The organism is Novipirellula artificiosorum, from assembly GCF_007860135.1.
GTDB classification, from domain to species: domain Bacteria; phylum Planctomycetota; class Planctomycetia; order Pirellulales; family Pirellulaceae; genus Novipirellula_A; species Novipirellula_A artificiosorum.
On record NZ_SJPV01000024.1, the window covers coordinates 26,774 to 48,954 of the forward strand.

Here is a 22,181-nt window from a genome sequence, read left to right on the forward strand (position 1 = left end):
GTTACTTGAATCTATTGATTACTGGGAGAGGTGAGCTATGAATCTTACTGGTTTACTCATTGCATTGGTGATTGGCGCTGTCGCAGGGTTCCTGGCAGGCCAGATCGTGAAGGGTCATGGGTTTGGCCTGCTCGGTAACATCATTGTGGGAATCGTTGGTGCACTGGTTTTCGGAGCACTTTTCGGGAACTTCAACTTGCTCAACTCGCCAATGTTGAACGAGATTGCAGGGGGAACGATTGGTGCGGTGATTTTGCTGTTCCTGATCGGCCTGATACGAAAAGTAAGCTGACTGCCAATTGATCATGCGTCACCTCGGTGGCCCGAGAGTCCTCGGTCCTTGCCAGGTCGCGGTAAAGCGATGCCGCGGAACCTGGCAAGTCTCCTGGAATCCGATCGCGGAGTGATCGACTTCACACAAGGTGGGAATTCAATCCATGGCCTCAAGGCAAACGCAAGGAAGACATCACGTCGGAATGGGCTCCATTCTTTGTGAGCACGGCGTGGCATTTCGGGTCTGGGCGCCCAATGCATCCTCAGTTTCTGTGATTGGCAACTTTAACGATTGGTCCACGGAGGCCAATCCGTTGGAATCAGAAGCTGGTGGGTACTGGTATGCCGACGTGCTCAACGCTGAGGTCGGAAATGAATACCGGTACCTCATCGTCAATGGCGAGCAGCGACTCTCTCGTGTCGATCCTTACGCGCGTCAGGTGACCAACTCGATTGGCAACGGCGTCATCCACGATCCAGATTTCGACTGGGACGGAGACGCGTACACGCTTCCGCCCTGGAATGAACTGGTAATCTATGAACTTCACATTGGCACGTTCAACGACGAGCCTGGGGGTACGCCAGGTACGTTCCAAGATGCCATCGCGCGGTTGCCGCATCTCAAGCGTTTGGGAGTGAATGCGGTTCAGGTGATGCCAATCGCAGAGTTCGCGGGTGACTTCTCGTGGGGTTACAACCCTGCCCATTTGTTCGCCGTAGAAAGCAGCTATGGCGGACCGAACGGTTTGAAACAGTTCGTGCGAGCCGCCCATCAGCATGGAATCGGGGTCATTCTGGACGTCGTCTACAACCACTTCGGTCCGAGCGATTTGAACCTGTGGCAATTCGATGGTTGGAGCGAGAACGGTCTGGGTGGCATCTATTTCTACAACGACTGGCGTAGCGAGACTCCGTGGGGCAATACCCGCCCCGACTACGGCCGTGGAGAAGTTCGCCAATACATCCGCGACAACGCGTTGATGTGGCTCGAAGAATACCACGTCGATGGGCTGCGTATGGACATGACCCTGTACATGCGGAATGTGTATCCCGGAGTCGATCTACCCGAGGGATGGAGCTTGGCCCAATGGCTTAACTTGGAAATCAGCGCTCGTTATCCCGGCAGAATCACCATCGCCGAAGACTTGCAGCACAATGAGTGGCTCACCAAAGCGGTGGAATGGGGAGGCGCTGGATATGGAGCCCAGTGGGACTCAAATTTTGTGCATCCGATTCGCGCTGCCGTCATCGCAGCGGACGACCGGTCTCGCTCAATGTTCGCTGTGCGTGACGCCCTAAGTTATTCGTACAACAGCGACCCCTTTCAGCGAGTTGTCTACAGCGAGTCGCACGATGAGGTGGCCAATGGGAAGGCCCGCGTGCCTTCGGAAATCGACCCGACAGACCCGCACGACTATTACGCACAGAAGCGATCCTCATTGGCCGCGGGCTTAGTCTTCACCGCCCCAGGAATCCCTATGCTCTTTGAGGGTCAGGAATTCCTCGAAGGAGGCTGGTTTCGCGACGACGTTCCGATCGATTGGCATCTGAATGTGGAATTCCAGGGCATTGTTCGTCTCTATCGTGACCTGATTGGGCTGCGTTTGAATCGAGGGGGCGACAGCCGTGGACTATGCGGACGAAACATCAACGTCTATCACCTTAATGATCCTCAGAACCTCCTGGCCTTCCATCGCTGGGACAAGGGCGGGCCTGGTGACGATGTGGTCGTATTGGTGAACCTCTCGGCCGCTGCGAAAGAGGAGTATACCGTTGGATTTCCTCGCGAAGGACGATGGCAGTTACGCCTGAACAGCGCCTGGCAGGGGTACAGCACCGCCTTCAGCGATCATCCGAGCAGTGATGTGGAAGCTTTTCCGGGATGGTACGACGGACTTCCGTGTCACGCGTTGGTAAGCATCGCCCCTTACACGTGTTTGATCTACTGTCAGGTGTAGTGGCCGCAATCAATACTGGTGATTCTCGACGGAAAGGTGGGACAATTACCTTTCGTGATGCGAGACGCACTCGAATGGGCTGCACAGCATCACCGGATCCGTCGATCCACGACTGACAGCAGACTGACGGTCGACGGAAATTAGACTTGGGCAATTGTCGCGGGACGAGAGTCTGCTAACGTTTGTTGAGTGACCGAGCCGACTAGGAGATTCCCCCGACTTGGATACCATTGGACGATTTCGATTCCACACATTTTTGAGAGAGAGAAAAACATGGCAACCATAATCGACGCATTTACCGACCAGATCAGTTCTGACGACGTGAGCAGCATCGCCAACCAGCTTGGAGTCAACGACGAAACGACCAAGAAGGCAATCGGAGCGGCGATTCCCGGCCTGATTGCTGCGCTCTCCCAAGCGGCTCAGGATCCACAGAAAAGCGAACGCCTAGCCGAAGCCGTTAACCAGCATGCGGAACATAGCGAGAGTCTCTTTGGACAGCTTGGCAACCTATTCAAGCAGTTTACTCAGTCGGGCGACCAGCAAGCGGGCGGTACGGACCTTGGCCAGCTCATTCCAGACCTTTTAGGAGGCCACGAGCAACGTGTGGAAAAGGGGGTTTCGCAGACTTCCGGATTGAACAGCGAGATGGCGGGTAAGCTCATTAAGTTCCTGGGGCCGATGGTGATCGGAGTGATCGCCAAACAGCTCTCCGGGCAACACGTCGATGCTCCGACAGTGAACGGTCATCTCACTCAAGAGCGTCAGGAACTAGAAGAAAAACACGGAGACCTGCTTGGTGGACTCTTTGACCAGGATGGTGACGGAGACTTTGACATGTCAGATATTGCCAATATTCTAGCCGAGAAAATGACCGGCTAAGAAATGTACGGTTCCTCTCCGTACATAACTAAGGACCGAGCGGAAAATTACTGTCTGTTTTGCAGTGTAGTAACGTAGTTCCACTTTGAGAGGAATTTATCATACTGAATTCTCAGCTGTTGTTTCATTTGCTCGGTCGCATTTCGTTTGGTTTCGTACATTCGGCGGATTACATTGACGGTGGTTTTCAGGCCGGTGCTGGTGCTTGTTCGACGCATCAGGTCGACCACACGTTCGATCGTGTCAAATAGCATCCCACTGCATGCTGCGGCCACCGGAACAACTTTATCTGACGACAGACGACCCGTATGAGATGAAGAACCTTGCCGATGATCCCAAGTTTGCGGAAACGAAATCGCGGCTCAGCGATGCGCTCGACGAGTGGATGGAGTCTCAATCCGATCCCGGCGCTCCCGTCGATACCGTCGAAGCACTGCGGGCATCTCGACGCGGCCAACATTTGCATGGCCTCGCGAAGTAGCCTCACTTCATCCCGACAAAACTTCTCCCAACCGGACCGCCTCGATGACTCGATTGAAATTACTCCATCTACTACTTCTCGCACTCATCGCGGCGATGTTGCCCAGCAAGGCGACCGCGGCGGAACAGCCCAACATCATTCTCGTGTTCATCGACGACATGGGGTGGGGAGACTTTTCGTGCTTCGGCAACGACGATGCTGATACGCCGCACATCGACCGGCTGGCCACCGAAGGCATCCGCTTTGAACAGTTCTACGTCAACTCGCCGATCTGCTCGCCGTCACGCACGGCGATTTCGACCGGCCAATATCCCCAGCGTTGGCGGATCACGTCGTTCTTAAACGATCGCAAAGACAACAACCGACGAGGCATGGCGCAGTGGCTTGATCCAAAAGCACCGATGCTGGCACGATCGCTGCAGCAAGCCGGTTACGCAACGGGACACTTCGGCAAGTGGCACATGGGCGGCCAGCGCGACGTCAACGAAGCCCCCGCGATCACCGAATACGGTTTCGATGAATCATTGACGAACTTTGAAGGCATGGGGCCGAAGTTGTTGCCGCTGACGTTGAAGCCGGGTCAAAAGAAGCCCGGCAAAATTTGGGGCAAGGCTGAAAACTTGGGCGAGGGCTATCGTTGGATGCTTCGCAGCGAGATCACCACCGGGTTTGTTAACGCAGCATTGCCGTTCATCGACACAGCGGCCGATGCTGGCAAACCGTTCTACATCAACCTTTGGCCTGATGATGTTCACGCACCGTTTTGGCCACCGGTGGAAACGTGGGGTGATGGTTCCAAACGCCGCCTTTACTTGTCCGTCTTGGAGTCAATGGACCAACAATTCGGCAAACTCTTTGATCGAATTCGTCACGACGAGGCTCTTCGTGACAACACGTTGATTCTTGTTTGCTCCGACAACGGCCCTGCGCAAGGCGCTGGCGAAGCCGGACCGTTTCGCGGTTTCAAGACCCAGCTTTACGAAGGCGGAATCCGTTCGCCGCTGATCGTTTGGGGGCCAGGAATCGTCAAGAAGCAAAACCACGTCGACAAGCAATCGGTGTTCTCCGCCATCGACCTCGTCCCGACTCTGCTGAAACTGACAAACACTCCGTTTCCCGATGATGCCGCATTTGATGGCGAACCTCTCGTCGACACGTTGCTCGGCGAAGGAGGATCACGTCAGGCACCGATCTTTTTCCGCCGCCCACCGGACCGCGATGCCTTCTACGACGACAAAGACCTGCCAGATTTAGCCGTCCGATCCGGCAAGTGGAAACTACTTTGCGAATACGACGGCAGCGACGTGCAACTGTACGACTTGAGCAGCGACCCATCCGAGTCAACGAACATCGCGAGCCAGCATGCTAAGGTGGTTATCGACTTAACCAAGTCGCTCTTGGAATGGCATCAATCCATGCCACCGGACAACGGCCCTCAACTGTGATCCAGTCAGGCCGTTTTCCCGACTATCGCTACGGCTTTCAGATTGTTTTGATTGCTTGTTTCCTGCTTCTTGATTCTTCATTGGGTTGGTCGCAAACGTGGTCGCTTGATCTGGATGACTGGGACTTGGGCACCGTGCACGACGCCCAAATTCGGACGCTACCAGGATTCCAATGGGCCGATCTCGATGATCGACTCTCGGTTGTCCAAGATCGCAGTCAACAATCTCCGTTCTTCAGAGTGACTTACCCGAAGGGGAAGATCGGATCGGAAAACAGTGGAGCACAGTTTCGCATGACGCTTCCCAAGGGCGAGCGATACGTTTGCGAATATCGAGTTCGATTCGGTCCCGACTTTGATTTCCGCAAAGGCGGGAAGATGCCGGGGTTGGCCGGCGGGCGAGGGAATACCGGGGGCAAGCGGCCCACCGGTGATGGTTGGTCGGCTCGCTACATGTGGCGGGATTCTGGTCGGCTAAGTCTCTATCTCTATCACCTCGATCAACCCGGTCGCTACGGAGAGTACTTTGATACCACCCACCAATTCGAGACCGGCAGATGGTATCGCTTGCGCCAAGAAGTTCGCTTGAATCACCCGGACCGCAGCGACGGGGTGATCACGGTGTGGGTCGATGGCAAAGTAGTACTGCGATTACCGGAATTGCGTCTTCGGGGGGGCGAGAAAGCACCGATCGACAGTTTTTACTTCTCGACCTTCTTTGGCGGCAGCACGTCAAGCTGGGCACCGAGTCGCGATTGTGCAATGGATTTTGGCGGACTGACGATTGTCCGACGTTAAAGCGAACTGCTGGAATCACGAAATTGCGTCGGCGTTATTCCGGTCTCACGCTTGAAAGCTGCCGTCATGTACTCGTCGTACTCAAAGCCGGTGCGGTTAGCGATTTGATGAATGGTGAGATCGGTTTCGGACAGCAAAACCTTGATGCGATTGACCCTCACACGCTGAATTTCTTCGTGAGGCGTTCGTCCGAGCAGCTTCTTGAATCGGTGCTCGAGTGCTCGTCGGGAAAGTTCGATGTTGTGGAGCACGTCGGCAACACGAATATTGGCGGTGGCGTTTCGGCGAATGTATTGCAACGCGTTCGCAATCTCTTTGTCATCAATCGCCAACGTGTCGGTCGATTCGCGGACTTTGACCCCGAGTGGTTGAGTCAACATGGGTTGCTCCGTCGCGACGTGTTCGCCAGACATCATACGGCTCAGCAGAACAGCCGCTTCATATCCCGTGCGTCGTGTGTCCGGCATCACGCTGGAAAGACTCGGTTCGCAAAGCTCGCAGATCAGCCGATCGTCGTCCACGCCGATCACGGCCACTTCGGCGGGAACGGCGATTTCCAAATGGCGACAAGCATCCAAGACTTGTTGAGCCTTGAAATCGTAGCAACCCATGATCGCAACCGGACGCGGAAGCTTCTTCAGCCAACGAACAATTTTGCTCTGTTCGACGTTGATATCGTACGATGCGTCGTAACGTCCGACAGACTCAAACTGATGGACTTCACAACCGGCTGCCTCGGCCAGACGCTGGAAATGGTCGCCCCGTTTTCGCGACCATTCAAACCCGGCGTCACCACAGTAGGCGACCTGCCGAAACCCACGCTCAACGAAATGGTCGACCGCCAACTTTGCGATCGCCCGGTCTTCGGTATCCGCCCATGGAACGCCTTTGATGTACCGGGCGGCACTCAGGTCGACGATCGGCACACGCAACGCTTGAAGCTGACGAGCGATGCCATCGGTTTCAATTCGAGCGATGATGCCGTCGCCCTCCCATTTGCTCAGCCAAGCCGGTGGCGAAGCCCCGCGTTCTTGCTCCGTCAAATGAACGGACCAATTGCCATGTTCTTTCGTGTAGGCAATCACTCCCTCCAGCAGCCCGCGACAGTAGCCGTTGGAGGTTTCGATCAACAGGGCAACTGACTGGCGACGCATTGTGCAACTTTCGGCATGTGAAATATCTATGTCATTATGCGCAATCTCTACTGGGAAGCCAGTCTGGATGCCTCACAATGGCGTCAAATACCTATGCCAGAATCCTGGTTTTCCTCGGGCAGCCGGCCCGAGTTTTTCGCTTCGCACTGAACAGGCTGGCTGCCTGACTAACGCAAATTCGCACATGACTGCTTTTCCTGAAGTCTCCAAGATCAAGTACGAAGGTCCGAAATCGGACAATCCGCTCGCGTTTCGCTGGTACAACCCCGATGAAGTCGTCGCTGGCAAAACGATGAAGGATCAACTTCGGTTTGCCGTCACGTATTGGCACACCTTTCGAGGCACCGGAGCGGACCCGTTCGGTGGCGGAACCATGCTGCGGCCGTGGGATGACGGAACCGAGTCGGTCGAGAATGCGTGCAATCGGGCTCGCGCGGCGTTCGAGTTTTTTGAAAAGCTGGACGCGCCTTTCTATGCGTTTCATGATCGCGACGTGGCTCCCGAGGGAAGCACGCTTGCTGAATCCAATGCCAACCTGGATGCCGTCGCCGCGGTGCTCGCGGAAGAGCAACAACGAACCGGTGTCAAGTTGTTGTGGGGCACGGCCAACATGTTTAGCAATCCTCGGTTCATGCACGGTGCGGCGACGACCTGCAACGTCGAGGTCTATGCCTACGCGGCGGCGCAGGTGAAGAAGGCGATGGAAGTGACCAAAGAACTCGGCGGGGAGAACTATGTTTTCTGGGGCGGACGTGAAGGCTACCAAAACCTCTACAACACCGACATGAAACGCGAACTCGATCACCTGGGTCGGTTCTTTCACATGGCGGTGGACTACGCCAAAGAGATCGGCTTTACCGGCCAGTTCTTAATCGAGCCGAAGCCCAAAGAGCCAACCAAGCATCAATACGACTCCGATGCGGCGGCCTGTCTGAATTTCTTGCGGACGTATGATCTGACCGATCACTTCAAACTCAACATCGAAACCAACCACGCAACTCTGGCTGGTCACGAGATGATGCACGAGCTTGAGTATGCGGGGATGCAAGACGCACTTGGGTCGATCGACGCCAATACAGGCGACTTGCTGCTTGGCTGGGATACGGACCAATTCGCGACCAACTATTACCTGACGACACAAACCATGCTTGTACTTTTGAAGTACGGCCTTGGTTCAGGCGGCGTTAATTTTGACGCCAAGGTACGACGCGAGAGTTTCGAGCCGGTCGATTTGTTTTACGCCCACATCGGCAGCATGGACGCTTTTGCTCGTGGTTTGAAAATTGCCGCGAAGATCATCGAAGACGGGGCGTTGAACAAAATCGTTGACGACCGGTACCGCAGTTGGGACAGCGACCTCGGAAAGAAGATCGAATCGGGCCAGGCCTCGTTTGCGGAACTGGAAACCTTGATGTTCGACAAAGGCGAGGCGTGTGCCAATACGAGTGGTCGTCAGGAATTGCTCGAAAACATCGTCAATCGCTACATCGACATTGCCTAGTCAACATTGCCCAGTCAACATTGCGTAGCGCAGGCGGCCTGCCTGCAACAACGTCGAACTCTATCCGCCCATTCAACCTAATCATCAATCAATCTCCCGCAGGCTGGCCGCCTGGACTACGAAAAGAAATCCCCATGAACCTCGTGACTCGACGAAGCATCTTAAAGGCAACCGCTGCCGCAGTCGCAGCGCCCATGTTCATTCCCGCAACCGCACTGGGCAAAGGCGGCGCGGTCGCTCCCAGTGAACGGATCAATGTTGGTTTGATCGGGCTGGGGGCACGTTGTCGCCGGATTGCCGGTGATACGCTGAAAAATGTTCCCTCGATCAACATCGCCGCTGTCAGCGATTGTCTACCGTCGCGGTTAGACACGTTTACCGCTGCGGTCAACCCCGATGCGACTTGGAAACGTTACACCGAGTTTCGCGAAATGATCGAGAAGGAAAATCTCGATGCGGTGATGATCGAAACGGCCACGCACCAGCGTGCTTGGATCGCGTGCAACGCCATGGCTGCCGGGATGGACGCGTACATCGAGAAGCCGATGTCGCTGACCATTGCCGAAGGTCGCGAGATGGTGCAGTGTGCTCGCAAGCACAATCGCGTCACTCAAATTGGAACACAGCAACGTTCCAACCCCATGACCAACTGGGCCTGCGGCTTGATTCAAGACGGCAAGATCGGAACCGTTCGGCGGGTCAAGACGATGAACTTTGTCGGCCCGGTAGCGATTCCCGGTGGCATGCCGAAACATCCGATGCCCGAAGGTTCCGACGGCACGAAGTGGTGGGACACGTGGACCGGCCAAGCCGAGTTCCACGAGTACAACGCCAATCTATTTTACAACTGGATCAACTACGTCGACTACGACGGCGGTGGGCGCAGCTTTGGCGTCACCGGTTGGGGCGCTCACGCGTATGACCAAATTCAAAACGGGCTCGGCACCAGCGATACTGGTCCGGTTAGCGTCACATTGATGGAACCCGTTCGCACGTTTGACGCCGGGATGAGCGATTTCCATCGCGACACGGACGACGATCCAGCAGCTGCTTTGGCGGATGAGCCAAAAGAAATTTCCGGCCCTGTCGGTCGCTGCATCATGCGTTACGAGAATGGCACGGAGATCGATTTCGGTTTGACGAACGACCAAGGCCCTTCGTTCGGGGCTGTGTTTGAAGGCACCGAAGGTAAGATCGAGATCAACCGCAACAAGGTTGCCTCGAATCCGAAAGAGCTAACCCAGAACGACGAGAACCCCGGTTTGCTGAAGGGCTCGCAAAACAATCCGCATATTCAGAACTTCGCCGATTGCGTCAAGAGTCGCGACAAGGCCAACGCGGATATCGAGATCGGTCAACGCAGCACTACAATTTGCTACCTGCTGAACATCGCTCGCGCGGTCGGGAAGGTCGGCGAAGAGTTAAAGTGGGACCCGAAAACCGAACGCTTCACGAACTGCGACGAAGGCAATGCGATGCTCAGCCGCCAACGTCGTCAGGGTTGGGAACTGCCGTCTTAGCAACGGACGGCAAATAACTGACGTAGCGGGATTCGCCAGAATTCCGATTGGAGGCGTTAGGATCAGAAGTCTGGCGACATCCGCTACGGAAGATCCGACACTTATTGCCCGATTGTTGCTTAGCAAAACGGCTCGCTTGGATCAAACCTTTTCACATCGTTTGGAGACATGACTGCATGAATGATCGTCCGCCAATGACAACGGCGGTACCGCTGTTGCGACGACTCTGTTTGGTTATCGGGTTGCTATTGTCGACCAATGGATTCGGCGACGATGGTGAGACGACCGATTCTGCTGACCAACGCGCGGCGGTGCATCTGCTTTCGGAGGAATGGATGCGTGATCCGTATATCGTGCTGCATCGCGATGGCAACTACTACTTGACCTGCACCCGACTTGGTCACACCACCGGTGGCGTTCAAGGGATTGAGACTTGGAAGAGCACGAACCTGACCGATTGGACTCCGGCGGGAGTTCCGTGGACGTTCGATGATTCGAGTTGGATCAAAGACGTCAAACCACGCCCGCAAGATCGCAAGGATGAGTTTTGGCTGTGGGCTCCTGAACTGCACTTCCTGAATGATCGCTGGGTCGGCGTGCATACGACCAACCGCGGGCGAGCCAATCTGCTGGTTTCAAAATCGCCCAGCATCACGTCCGAATACACCGAGCCGATGGAGAACAGCTTTGGGCATCGGCACGATCCGTTTGTGTTCAACCATGACGACGGATCAAACTGGTTGGTGTGGGCGTGTGCCAAAATTGCCAAGTTGAAGCCCGACTTCAGTGGCTTTGAGGGCAAAGAAATCTCGATTCGTCCGTCGGATCGAAAACTGGGTCATGAGGGTTGTGTGATCCGCAAAATTGGTAGCAAGTATGTGCTGTTTGGCACTGCTTGGAGCACCGACCAAATGCGTCACGGGACTTACAATCTCTACTACTGCACCGCTGACAATCTGACCGGTCCGTATGGCCCACGTCAGTTCGCTGGTCGTTTTTGTGGGCACGGAACGCCCTTTCAAGACAAGTCGGGACGATGGTGGACGACCGCGTTTCTGAACGGCCAGTACGAGACCGATCCGGTCAAGGGCCAAGCATTGATCGACCAGGGGAAAGCGTGGACGCTCAATCCCAAAGGTTTGACGCTGGTGCCCCTGGATGTACGAATTCAGGAAGATAGCGACGTTCGTGTTCGAGCTATTCCAACCGAATACGCAAATCCCGGTCCGGAAGAGGTTCAGCAATTCGACGTCACGCGTCCAACGTTCTCCGTCATTTCGCCGGTATCGGAACCGAGTTTCGAATCAGCCCAAATCGCTTCTGGTCCGAAGTTGCAGACAGGTGACTGGATCGTCAACGATTCGCAAACGGTGACGGGCCAGCACATTCGTCTGCGCGGGAACCTGATTCTCGATCCAGGTGCAGAACTGACGCTGGTCGATTGCACAATCGAATTGATCGGCGACCGCTCGCGGGATCACATTGTCGATTGGCGCGGCGGGAACTTGACGACTCGCAACACGACGATCGGCGGCGGGCTGGTCGATGGACGGGCGATTCATACTGTCTTTCATGTCTACAACGGACGCTGGGATGCGACCGATACCGTGGTCCAGTACGCCTACGGAATCAGTTTCGGAAGAGATGCAAGCGTGCCATCCGTCTTGCGAGCAACACGACTGACCGCAGGTCCGCGTCACGATGCGATTCTGTTAGCCAATCACGGCGATGTGGAACTAACCGATTGCAATTTCCCGATCGCGGTTGGTGTTTTCGCCGACCAGGGCGGCGAGGTCTCGCTTGACCTGCCTGTCGGCAAGCCTGTCAGCATGATGTTTGACAAGACGGTCATCCCAGGATGCACCTACCGCGCCAAGCTGACTCGTCACACCGTCGACGGTCAATGGTTCGTCTTCGTGCGAAGTATCAAGCCCGCCGATGAAGCGCCTCCGTACACCGTCGTGCTCAATGATTGCCCGAAAGTTTTGCCGTCGGTGTTGAGTTGGAATGTGAAGGCCGATTTGCGAATCAGCAAAGACTTGAGTGAACCATTGGTTGTCGGCAACACAACGATCAAGCGAGGCGAACATCCGCCCGGCATCACCATGTGGAGCTTCTACGGCGGCGGAGACCGATACGACCTGACACTGCGCGGTAGCAACGTTCGGATCGCTGAGTTCATGCATCGTGGCGGAAGAGCTCGCATCCTGGGCGATCCCGATGCCGACAACTTGTTCAACCTCGGCTGCACGACGCTGGAAATGTCCAACGACGCGCAGCTCCAGCTCAGCCATGTGCATTTGGGCAGACCGGCGAACTGGAGTCCCTCGCCCGCGATGGCCGAAGTGAACTTGACGGATGACGCTCGACTGACTGGCGAGAACTGCACCGCCAACAATGTCGAGTTCCATGCAAGCGACAATTCGAGTGTCAAGGTTCAGCTTTCAACAACAGACGGTGAGATCAATCAAGTCGAGGAGGGTGGTCAGATTCAACTAATTTCTGCCTCATCTCCGAAGCGACACAATGTATTGATGATCGCGGTCGACGACTTGAAGGCGATCTCGTCAAACCACGTCGCCGGCAAAGACCACTTTCTGCATCATCTGTATCCCGATCAGAGACTTCGCGCCGAAGTCCAGAAGCGGTTGACGCCGAACATCGACCGACTCGCCGCGATGTCGATGGAATTCACGCGAGCGACATGTTCCTCGCCGGTGTGCAATCCTTCCCGAGCCGCCATCATGACGGGAATCCCGGGCACGGTCTCGGGACTGACCGGGAACTATGATTCGGTCTTCTTTCGCGACTGGGAATTTGGCGGCAAGAAACCGCTCGCCGACGCAATCACACTTCCAGAACTCCTCAAGTCCAACGGCTGGTACACGGCCAGCAGCGGCAAGATTTTCCATAGCTCGTCGATGCGAGACGAGTCGGATTTCCCGCGATCTTGGAACGATTGGACTCGCGTGAGCAAGGGAGCCGGCAAGGTCAAACTGACACGTTGGAGTGAGCCGATCAAGAACACTTCTTACGGAAGCCTGCATCAATCCGGACAAGAAGGCGACGATGACGCGACGTTCGATCAGTGTGCGGACTACCGCCGCGCCGACCTGTTTGGCCGATTGCTTGAAAACGGCACCGTGGTGAACCGGGACGATTCGTTTGCGCTGCCGAAGGATTCGCCGTTCTTCTTAGCTTGCGGCATCTTTCGGCCACACGCCCCGTACTTTGTCACCAAAGACTTGATCGACCTATTTCCGATTTCCGAAATGTCGGCGGACCGCGAATTGATGAATCGCCTGATCGCCGACTGCGACGACCTCTGCCCCGCTGGACTGCGAACGACCAGCGTTAAGCGTGACGGTGACAAGTTTGTTTACAACAGCCAGCCATTCGCAATGCGATTGAAAGCTGGCCTTGAACTGCAACCCGGAGACGGAGACCTCGGATCGTGGGCGTCGATGATCCAGCACTACCTTGCCTCGGTGGCATTGGCGGATCGCTGCATCGGTCGTTTGATCGACGGATTAGAAGCCAGCGATCATGACGACAACACCATGGTGATTCTTTGGAGCGATCATGGTTATCACCTTGGCGAAAAGATGCACGAGGCAAAGTACAAATTGTGGGATGACGCGGGTAATGTCATGTTCATGATCCATGACCCACAGAGTCCGAAGAGCCACGGGAAGGTCTATTCCAAACCAGTGAGCTTGTTGGACGTCTATCCAACGGTTGCGTCAGTCGCGGGCATTGAGATGCCCGACGAACGACAGAACGGCGTCGACTTATCGAAAGTCTTGTCGGATCCGACGCAGCAACGCAGCGATCACGTCGTTGGGGCATGGAGCGCGAACAGACCCGAGACGTTGGACATGTTCATCATGAATGACACTTACCGTTTGCTGCGTTTCAAAGATGACCCTAAGCAAATTGAACTTTACAAAATCGATGTTGACCCTAACGAAGAAACCAATTTGGCCGACGATCCTGCGTATGCAACCGTGATTGACGACCTGACAAAACAACTCGATTCCTATCCGAGAACACAATTCAGGCCAAACGTCCAGCCGAAATAAAATTATGTCGATTCCAATCATCACGAATTGCATTGGCTCTTTTCTGGTCTTGCTTAGTCTTTGCGAGTCAGTAGCCGCCGACGAAACTTCTCGCCCAAACTTTCTGTTCATCGCGATTGATGACCTGAATGACTTTGCTGGGTATGCAGCGGAAGAGCCCGGAAACTTCCTGCAGGTGATCTACCCGGATGCTGATGTTCGCGCGGAAGTGTGCAAACGGCTGACGCCCAACCTTGATCGGCTGGCACGAGAAAGTGCTCCATTCATGCGAGCCTATTGCCCAAGTGCGCTTTGCGGTCCTTCGCGAACTTCACTGATGACCGGCGTACCACCGTATCAATCCGGCTACTATCTGCACGATCGCCACTTCCGAACTTATGACTCGCTGAAAGACGCTGTCACGCTGCCGCAACAACTCAAGCAAAGCGGGTACTACACGACCGGCCTCGGCAAGTTGTTCCACAAGTCCACGGGAACCGTCGACGGACCGCTCAAGAATGACTGGTCCGACGCACGTCACTCTTGGTCGCAATGGATCAATCACGTCAGCGGATGCAACGGTGGCAGGCCAAGTATGTATTCGCCACCGAATGGCGGGAATATGGTGTTCGGTCCATCCCGGCTTAAGCTGGAGCAGTCGGGAGACTGGATAACTGCAGACTTTGCCGCTCGCTTAATTGAACATGGAACGGCGGAGATCAAAGGCAATGGTAAACGCGGCAAGGACGGCCCGGATTCCGTGACCTTGCCCGACGACCAACCGTTCTTTCTTGGGTGCGGAATCTTTCGCCCTCATCTACCGTTCCACGCACCGCAGCGATTCTTTGATCTCTTTCCAACGGACCAGATGACAGGGCTGAATCGTCAGTCTCTCGAATCAGTCATCGCCGACTTGGATGATCTGCCCAGCGGTGCGCAGCGTTTCAGTGACTTCACCGGTGGCAAGATGAAAGTGGTGATGGAGCACGCCCGTTCGATCGGTGGCACAAAAGCTGAAATACCGGCATGGCGTGAGATGGTTCAATCGTATCTCGGTTGCGTCGCGTTCGCCGACGCGTGTCTCGGTCGACTACTCGATGGCTATGAGAAATCGCCGCAACATGAAAACACGGTTCTCTTTCTGTGGAGCGATCACGGTTATCACTTGGGTGCGAAGTATCACGTCGCGAAACAGGCGTTGTGGGAGGAAGCCAACCGCGTGCAGTTTATCGTCCATGATCCACGCAAGCCCGGTAGTTGTGACGGAAAACTCCGTCGTCAACTCGTCAGTTTGAACGATCTCTATCCGACGATTTGCGAGTTGGCCGGGACTGATGTCGGTCCACAACTTGCAGTCGGCAAGAGCATCGTGCCGCTGATCGAAGATGTAGACGCGCCGGCGGTACATGAGCATCTGTTGATGACGTACATGAAGGGCAACCACAGCGTCCGCACGGCGACTCACAAGTTGAATCGTTACCGAGACGAGAGTCTTGAGCTGTACAACATGGTGAACGACCCCTCGCAGTTGGACAATCTCGCGGGCGAGCCGGCGTTGAGCGATACCCAAGAGAAGTTGTCGCAAATCGTAGTGCAGGCTACGAGTCTGCCGGAACAACAAGCTGCGAGTCAGGTCAAAGACAAGGGTAACAAGCAAGATCGGCCAGCAGCCCGTGCTACGAACAACCCATTGCAAGTCGACGGGCACGATTTCTTTGGAGCCGATCCCTCGGTCGTCATTGCCGACGATGGACGATTGTTTCTGTTTCCGACGACCGACAATCGCGACTGGAACCAACAGTTTGGTTGGTCGAGCTACTCGACGACCGATCTGGTGAATTGGACCAATCATGGCGTCGTGTTTTCCAACGAAGACTCCGCTTGGGGAACGCTTAAAGCGTGGGCGCCTGACGTTACAAAGAAAGACGGCAAGTACTACTTGTACTATTACTTCAACAACGGCGGTGGCGGCAAAGGTGGCGTCGGAGTCGCCGTTGCTGACCAAGCGGAAGGCCCGTTCAAGGAATTGACGAAGGAGAAGCTTTGCCGCGGACATGACCCGGCAGTCTTCGGCGACGATGATGGGCGGTACTGGCTCTACTTGCAGGACGAAGTCTACGAGCTGGGCGATGACATGGCGTCGCTGAAGTCGGGGCCAACGAACCTCAACCTCGAATATCGCCCGGAGAGGTTTGAAGCCGCTTACGTCTTCAAGCGGGAGGATATTTACTACTTCACGATCGCTCGCGGTTGGAACAACCTGATTTACTACACCGGGAAATCACCAACGGGACCGTTTGAGTTTCGCGGCGAATTCATGAAGCCGTACGGTGGCAACAATCACCATTCGATCGTGAAATACACCGGACGCTGGATGATCTTTTACCACGAGTGGGTGAAGAACGATCCCGTTCACCAACGACAACTTCGCGCTGAGTATTTGAATTTCAATGAAGACGGCACGATTCAAATGGTCGAACCAACGGAAGCCGGCGTTTCGCAGCCAGAACTGAAAAACGTTGGTGTCGATGGTAACCCGAAGCGAAAGCGAGGCCCCGGCCCGCCCGATTCTCTCTCGCTCACGCGTCGGGTTCCCAACAGAAACGCCGACAACCTTGCCGCACATCACCGAGCCTTTCAAATCCTTGATGAGAAGGTTCGTGATCCATTCATCACTCGTGGCCCCGATGGACGGTTCTATTTGACCGGTACGACGGCTGGATCGCACTGGGGTGACAAGGTCGGCATTCGCTTGTGGAAGTCCGAGAACCTGATCGACTGGGAAGACGTTGGTTACGTGTGGGAACTGAACAAGGACGGAAAGCAACAGGGCAGTTGGCATTTCGATCGTCAAGCCAAAGCGAGCGTCAAGAACGGACGAGCCATCTGGGCACCGGAAATCCACTACCTCAATGGAACTTGGTGGATTCCACACAGTGTCAACGTTGCTGGCCACGGTTTGCTGAAGAGCACGTCCGGTAAGCACGAGGGGCCGTACGTTTCTCTACCAGCGATTGCTGACCGTGGCATCGACGCTCATTTGTTTCAAGAAGACGGCAAGACGTATTACTTATGGGGCTACGACAATATCGTTCGGATGAAAGATGACCTGTCGGGGACAGCCGAGGAGCTGAAACGAATCACTCCTTCTGGGAAGCACCCGCTCGGATACGAAGGAATTCTGGTTCAGAAGATCGGCAACAAGTACTTGCTGATCGCGTCGGGACGATATGGCTACGAGCTATCGGACACGTACGACTTATATTACTGCGTCGCTGACTCGCTGCACGGTCCCTACGGTCCGCGACGAATGGCAGTCAAAAACGCTGGCCACGGAAACCTATTCCAAGACGACGATGGTCGCTGGTGGTGTACGGCCTTCGATCACGAATTCGTGCAGAGCAAGAATCGTTGGACACCGTGGATCGTTCCCATTGAGATCGTCGAGACCGACGACGACATCGTCATCGAAGTGAACGATCAGCGATTTCGGCCAACAGCAGAGGATCAGCAACAAGTCGAACAGCTGAATGAAACAGGAATTCCATCCGGACGCGAGGGAAAGAAACCATGGGACCAATAGTAAACGAATGCGGCAAGAGAGTGATGCATCTTTTCTCCGAAGTCTTTCGATTGTTGCTCGTGGCCGCGTTCATAATGACTTTCGCTCAAGAGAGCGATGCAGCAGACCAACCGAACATCGTTTTGGTGTTCATCGATGACATGGGTTGGGGCGACTTTTCGTGCTTCGGTAACGACGACGCCGAAACGCCCAATATCGACCGACTGGCGACCGAAGGTGTTCGATTCGAGCAGTTCTATGTCAACTCGCCGATCTGCTCACCCTCACGAACTGCGATTTCGACTGGCCAGTATCCGCAGCGTTGGCGGATCACGTCTTTCCTGAACAACCGCAAGGACAACCAGCGACGAGGAATGGCGCAGTGGCTTGATCCGAAGGCACCGATGCTGGCTCGATCACTTCACGAGGCAGGCTACACGACCGGGCATTTCGGTAAGTGGCACATGGGCGGCCAACGCGATGTCAATGAGGCACCGGAGATCACCGAGTATGGTTTCGATGAATCGCTCACTAACTTTGAAGGAATGGGACCGAAGCTTCTGCCGCTGACGCTGAAGCCGGGGCAAAAGAAGCCCGGCAAAATTTGGGGTAAGGCCGAAAATTTGGGCGAGGGCTATCGGTGGATGCTTCGCAGCGAGATCACGACAGGTTTCGTGGACGCCGCGATTCCGTTCATCGACAAAGCTGCGAAAGCTAACAAGCCGTTCTACATCAATCTCTGGCCCGATGATGTTCACGCACCATTTTGGCCTCCCGTGGAAACTTGGGGTGATGGCTCAAAACGGCGACTCTACTTGTCGGTGCTGGAGTCAATGGACAAGCAGTTCGGCAAACTGTTTGATCGCATTCGAGACGACGACGCACTTCGTGACAATACGTTGATATTGGTTTGCTCCGACAACGGTCCGGCACAAGGGGCTGGCGAAGCGGGACCGTTTCGCGGCTTCAAAACGCACCTCTACGAGGGTGGCGTCCGTTCGCCGCTCGTGGTTTGGGGGCCGGGAATTGCGAAGAAGCAAAACCATGTGGACAAGCAATCCGTGTTCTCCGCCATCGACCTTGTCCCGACTCTATTGGAACTGACGAACACGCCGTTTCCCAAAGACACAACATTCGATGGTGAGCATCTGGTCAACACGCTGCTTGGCGAAGGTGGCTCACGCGACGCACCCATCTTCTTCCGCCGCCCACCCGATCGAGATTCCTTCTACGGGGTCGAAGACCTTCCTGATCTGGCGGTTCGATCCAGCAAGTGGAACTTGCTTTGCGAGTACGACGGTAGCGACGTCGAGCTGTACGACCTGAGCACTGACCCATCGGAGTCAATGAACCTAGCCGACCAGCATGTGGAAGTTGTAAGCGAACTAACGAAGTCGCTGCTGAGTTGGCATCAGTCCATGCCGCCAGACAATGGTCCCAGCCTTTAGCAAATCCATGCAAGCGAAACCCCAATGAAACTTCAACTCTTCTATTACATCCTCGTTGTCGCGGCACTGATCTGTGTCGTTCCAGCAAATGCCAATGCTGATGCGCCGAACATCGTGCACATCATCGCCGACGATCTGGGATGGAATGATGTTGGCTACCACGGTAGCGAAATCAAAACGCCGCATTTAGATGCATTGGCTTCAGAGTCCGTGATCCTCGATCGGTTCTACGTGACTCCGATTTGTTCGCCGACGCGAGCGGGAGTGCTGACCGGTCGATACCCATTCCGATTCGGAATCTGGGGCAGCGTCTGCAACCCGCTCGCCCGCCATGGATTGCCGCCCACGGAGCAAACAACACCCGAACTGCTGAAGTTAGCCGGATATCAACACCGCGCAGTCTTCGGCAAGTGGCACTTGGGTCTCGCGTCGACCAAGTTCCATCCGTTGCGACATGGTTTCACGGATTTCTACGGCCACTACAACGGTGCGATCGACTACTTCAGCCGAAAGCGATTCGGTCAGTTGGACTGGCATCGCAACTACAAAAGCGTTCATGAGGAAGGATACTCGACCGACTTGCTCGGCGCGGCAGCCGTCAACTTCATTAGCGAGCGCAGTGCAGAGTCGCCTTTCTATCTGCTCGTCACTTTCAACGCACCCCACTCGCCCATTCAAGCCAAGCCGGAAGACTTAAAAGCGTACGGTTTTGATCCAGACGGTGATCGCGCGCCAAATACCGATGCGGGAATCGCCCGGCGCGAGAAGTTTGCGGCTTACGGCGAAGGAGCCAAGGGGAACACCGTACGTCAGACATTCGCCGCCATGACGACGGCGATGGACCGCAACATCGGAACGATTCTCGACGCTCTGGATAAATATGGCTATCGCGATAATACGCTGGTGATCTTCCACAGTGACAACGGTGGTGACCCCAAACATGGCGGCAACAACCAACCGCTGCGAGGCAAGAAGTTCACCACGTGGGAAGGTGGTGTCTGTGTTCCAGCGATAATGCGCTGGCCGAATCAACTGGATGGCGGCACGAAGTTTTCGTCAGTCGCCAGTTACGTCGATCTACTGCCGACGCAACTGGCTGCGGCGGGTCAGCCGATTCCAAACAACCTCGACGGGATCAACCTGTTGCCTTTGCTTCAAAGGAGAACCGACGCACCCGATCGCGCGATCTTGCTCAGCGACAGAGCCGCCGTCACGGATCGCTGGAAGCTCCAAGGCGATGAACTGTTCGATTTATCGAATGACCCGAACGAAACGCAGAACGTATCCGACCAACGGGCGAAACAGTTTCAGAAACTGAAGCGACAAGTGGCCGGTTTCACTTCGATGAAAGGGGAGCGGATTCTTAGCGCTCTCGAAACTCCCACTCCGTGGCCACCCCTTGAATGGACACTGCCTGACGAAAAACCAGCCATTGATGAACAAATACAAACTGACCAATGAAGGTAAAAAAGTGAAACAAGCAGATAGAGCAGGTTGCCAGCCTGTATCGAGCACGATTGCAGTTGTTTGCAGGCTGGTGGCCTGCTCTATGTTGTTGCTGCTTTGTCGCACAGCCGTCGCCGACGATCGACCGAACGTCGTGCTGATCATGGCTGACGATATGGGGTACTCCGACATCGGCTGTTACGGCGGTGAAATTGAAACGCCTAACATCGACGCGCTTGCGAATCGAGGATTGCGGTTCACGCAGTTCTACAACACGGCGCGTTGTTGTCCGACGCGAGCCGCATTTCTGACCGGACTTCATCAGCACATGACGGGCATCGGGGCGATGACCGAGACTCCTAAAGGGCCGCGAGATGATAAGCGGCCTGCCTATCAAGGATTCTTGAATCGCAACTGTGTGACGATGGCCGAAGTACTCGGCGCGAACGGCTACCACACTTACATGGCCGGAAAGTGGCATCTTGGCTACCACGGCAAAGAGAAATGGCCGCGACAACGCGGCTTCGATCGGTTCTATGGTTCAATCGCCGGCGCAACGAGCTACTTCAAACCTCAGCGAGGACGTGGTGTCACGCTCGACAACGAGAATCTCGATCCACCGACCGACCCAGACTACTACACCACGGATGCTTTTACCGACTACGCATTGCGGTTCATCGAAGAACAGAAAGACGACAAACCATTCTTTCTTTATCTCGCTTACACAGCTCCGCATTGGCCGCTGCATGCTCGAGAGGAAGACATTGCCAAATACGTTGGCAAGTACCGAGACATCGGCTGGGATAAACTTCGCCAGCAGCGACTTGCCAAGCAAAAGGAACTTGGCATCGTTGACGAATCCACCCAGCTTTCAATGCGAGACGAAGGTGCTCGACCATGGAGTGATTTGACCGACAAGCAAAAACAGCAGCTCGACTACCGGATGGCGGTCTACGCCGCAATGGTCGATCGCATGGATCAGAACATTGGTCGCGTCGTTGCACTTTTGGAGGAACGCGGAGAGCTGGACAACACGCTCCTGATGTTTCTCTCTGACAACGGAGGTTGTGCGGAACCTTACAAAGACCTCGGCGGCGGCAAGTTTGAAGATATCAACAACCCGAATCAGTCGGGAGCGATCAGTTATGGCCAAGGCTGGGCGAACGCCAGCAATACGCCATTTCGCAAATTCAAGGTGTTCAGCCACGAAGGCGGTATATCAACGCCACTCGTTGTTCATTGGCCCGCTGGCTTGAAAACCAAGGCAGGGACGATCACCTCGCATCCATCCCAGTTGATTGACTTGATGCCAACGGTTTTGGACGTCACCGGTACTCAGTACCCCGCGAGCTTCGCCGATCACGAAATTCATCCGATCGAAGGCAACAGCCTTCAGCCACTGCTTCGCGGGAAGGAGCAGCCGAAGTCTGAATGGATGTTTTGGGAACACAGCGGCCATTCCGCGGTTCGCAACGGCAAATACAAAGCCTTGAAACCTAGGAAAGAAGACTGGCAACTCTACGATTTGTCCACTGATCGCGGCGAAACGAACAATCTCGCCAGCGAAATGCCCGATCGAGTGAAGTCGATGGCAGCACGTTGGGCATCGTGGGCAACCAGTCATCAAGTGAAGTAATCTCCGTCCCGGAAAAC

General features: G+C 55.1%; 15 protein-coding genes. 13 read left to right on the top strand and 2 right to left on the bottom strand.

The features are described 5' to 3' along the window. Positions 1-37 precede the first annotated feature (37 nt). The 3 genes from Poly41_RS31845 (at position 38) to Poly41_RS31855 (ending at position 3,113) form a co-directional block, all read left to right on the top strand. Positions 38-292 (top strand): GlsB/YeaQ/YmgE family stress response membrane protein, encoded by a 255-nt coding sequence (locus Poly41_RS31845; RefSeq protein ID WP_146531418.1) that lies wholly within the window; start codon positions 38-40, stop codon positions 290-292. Between the two features lie 184 nt (positions 293-476). Next, positions 477-2,231, top strand: a complete 1,755-nt coding sequence (locus Poly41_RS31850; protein ID WP_231616119.1) for an alpha-amylase family glycosyl hydrolase — start codon at positions 477-479, stop codon at positions 2,229-2,231. A gap of 273 nt (positions 2,232-2,504) precedes the next feature. Then, positions 2,505-3,113, top strand: a complete 609-nt coding sequence (locus Poly41_RS31855) for a DUF937 domain-containing protein (protein WP_146531420.1) — start codon at positions 2,505-2,507, stop codon at positions 3,111-3,113. A gap of 47 nt (positions 3,114-3,160) precedes the next feature. Here Poly41_RS31855 and Poly41_RS35885 read toward each other — a convergent pair whose 3' ends face one another. Then, positions 3,161-3,367, bottom strand: coding sequence for an ISAzo13-like element transposase-related protein (locus Poly41_RS35885; protein WP_146531421.1), 207 nt, complete (start codon positions 3,365-3,367; stop codon positions 3,161-3,163). 8 nt (positions 3,368-3,375) lie between these two features. On the opposite strand from Poly41_RS35885, the gene Poly41_RS31865 reads away from it, so the two are divergent. From Poly41_RS31865 to Poly41_RS31875, 3 genes are read left to right on the top strand one after another with little or no spacing between them, the layout of a single operon-like run. Then, positions 3,376-3,594, top strand: a complete 219-nt coding sequence (locus Poly41_RS31865; protein ID WP_146531422.1) for a hypothetical protein — start codon at positions 3,376-3,378, stop codon at positions 3,592-3,594. 44 nt (positions 3,595-3,638) lie between these two features. Further along, complete coding sequence (locus Poly41_RS31870) at positions 3,639-5,039, top strand: sulfatase family protein (RefSeq protein WP_146531423.1); 1,401 nt, start codon at positions 3,639-3,641, stop codon at positions 5,037-5,039. Beyond that, positions 4,997-5,836: a polysaccharide lyase gene (locus Poly41_RS31875; RefSeq protein WP_146531424.1), complete on the top strand. Its 840-nt coding sequence runs from the start codon at positions 4,997-4,999 to the stop codon at positions 5,834-5,836. Before Poly41_RS31870 ends, Poly41_RS31875 begins: the two co-directional genes overlap by 43 nt. Here Poly41_RS31875 and Poly41_RS31880 read toward each other — a convergent pair. Further along, complete coding sequence (locus Poly41_RS31880) at positions 5,833-6,990, bottom strand: AraC family transcriptional regulator (RefSeq protein WP_146531425.1); 1,158 nt, start codon at positions 6,988-6,990, stop codon at positions 5,833-5,835. The genes Poly41_RS31875 and Poly41_RS31880 overlap by 4 nt on opposite strands. Positions 6,991-7,174: 184 nt before the next feature. On the opposite strand from Poly41_RS31880, the gene xylA reads away from it, so the two are divergent. From xylA to Poly41_RS31915, 7 genes are all read left to right on the top strand, one after another. Next, complete coding sequence (gene xylA / locus Poly41_RS31885; protein WP_146531426.1) at positions 7,175-8,491, top strand: xylose isomerase; 1,317 nt, start codon at positions 7,175-7,177, stop codon at positions 8,489-8,491. A 134-nt stretch (positions 8,492-8,625) separates the two neighbouring features. Continuing rightward, a complete protein-coding gene (locus Poly41_RS31890) occupies positions 8,626-10,011 on the top strand; it encodes a Gfo/Idh/MocA family protein (RefSeq protein ID WP_231616117.1) in 1,386 nt (461 codons plus the stop codon). Positions 10,012-10,187: 176 nt separating this feature from the next. Continuing rightward, entirely contained in the window at positions 10,188-14,093 is a 3,906-nt protein-coding gene (locus Poly41_RS31895; protein ID WP_146531427.1) for a sulfatase-like hydrolase/transferase, read from the top strand. A 4-nt stretch (positions 14,094-14,097) separates the two neighbouring features. Beyond that, positions 14,098-17,655 carry a family 43 glycosylhydrolase gene (locus Poly41_RS31900; protein ID WP_146531428.1) on the top strand — a complete coding sequence of 1,186 codons (3,558 nt, stop codon included), beginning with the start codon at positions 14,098-14,100 and terminating at the stop codon, positions 17,653-17,655. A gap of 74 nt (positions 17,656-17,729) precedes the next feature. Then, the gene (locus tag Poly41_RS31905) at positions 17,730-19,082 is read left to right on the top strand and encodes a sulfatase-like hydrolase/transferase (protein WP_146531436.1); all 1,353 of its coding nucleotides are present in this window, start codon (positions 17,730-17,732) and stop codon (positions 19,080-19,082) included. A 24-nt stretch (positions 19,083-19,106) separates the two neighbouring features. After that, positions 19,107-20,543 carry an arylsulfatase B gene (locus Poly41_RS31910; RefSeq protein WP_146531429.1) on the top strand — a complete coding sequence of 479 codons (1,437 nt, stop codon included), beginning with the start codon at positions 19,107-19,109 and terminating at the stop codon, positions 20,541-20,543. A gap of 88 nt (positions 20,544-20,631) precedes the next feature. Beyond that, positions 20,632-22,164 (top strand): arylsulfatase, encoded by a 1,533-nt coding sequence (locus Poly41_RS31915; RefSeq protein WP_146531430.1) that lies wholly within the window; start codon positions 20,632-20,634, stop codon positions 22,162-22,164. The last annotated feature ends 17 nt before the right edge of the window (positions 22,165-22,181 follow it).

Bases quoted from the DNA above. Each gene is read 5' to 3' on its own strand.
- Poly41_RS31880 (WP_146531425.1), bottom strand. From the start codon at position 6,990: ATGCGTCGCCAGTCAGTTGCCCTGTTGATCGAAACCTCCAACGGCTAC.
- Poly41_RS31895 (WP_146531427.1), top strand. From the start codon at position 10,188: ATGAATGATCGTCCGCCAATGACAACGGCGGTACCGCTGTTGCGACGA.
- Poly41_RS31900 (WP_146531428.1), top strand. From the start codon at position 14,098: ATGTCGATTCCAATCATCACGAATTGCATTGGCTCTTTTCTGGTCTTG.
- Poly41_RS31910 (WP_146531429.1), top strand. From the start codon at position 19,107: ATGAAACTTCAACTCTTCTATTACATCCTCGTTGTCGCGGCACTGATC.
- xylA (WP_146531426.1), top strand. From the start codon at position 7,175: ATGACTGCTTTTCCTGAAGTCTCCAAGATCAAGTACGAAGGTCCGAAA.
- Poly41_RS31855 (WP_146531420.1), top strand. From the start codon at position 2,505: ATGGCAACCATAATCGACGCATTTACCGACCAGATCAGTTCTGACGAC.
- Poly41_RS31870 (WP_146531423.1), top strand. From the start codon at position 3,639: ATGACTCGATTGAAATTACTCCATCTACTACTTCTCGCACTCATCGCG.
- Poly41_RS31850 (WP_231616119.1), top strand. From the start codon at position 477: ATGGGCTCCATTCTTTGTGAGCACGGCGTGGCATTTCGGGTCTGGGCG.
- Poly41_RS31875 (WP_146531424.1), top strand. From the start codon at position 4,997: ATGGCATCAATCCATGCCACCGGACAACGGCCCTCAACTGTGATCCAG.
- Poly41_RS35885 (WP_146531421.1), bottom strand. From the start codon at position 3,367: ATGCTATTTGACACGATCGAACGTGTGGTCGACCTGATGCGTCGAACA.
- Poly41_RS31915 (WP_146531430.1), top strand. From the start codon at position 20,632: ATGTTGTTGCTGCTTTGTCGCACAGCCGTCGCCGACGATCGACCGAAC.
- Poly41_RS31905 (WP_146531436.1), top strand. From the start codon at position 17,730: ATGACTTTCGCTCAAGAGAGCGATGCAGCAGACCAACCGAACATCGTT.
- Poly41_RS31890 (WP_231616117.1), top strand. From the start codon at position 8,626: ATGAACCTCGTGACTCGACGAAGCATCTTAAAGGCAACCGCTGCCGCA.
- Poly41_RS31865 (WP_146531422.1), top strand. From the start codon at position 3,376: ATGCTGCGGCCACCGGAACAACTTTATCTGACGACAGACGACCCGTAT.
- Poly41_RS31845 (WP_146531418.1), top strand. From the start codon at position 38: ATGAATCTTACTGGTTTACTCATTGCATTGGTGATTGGCGCTGTCGCA.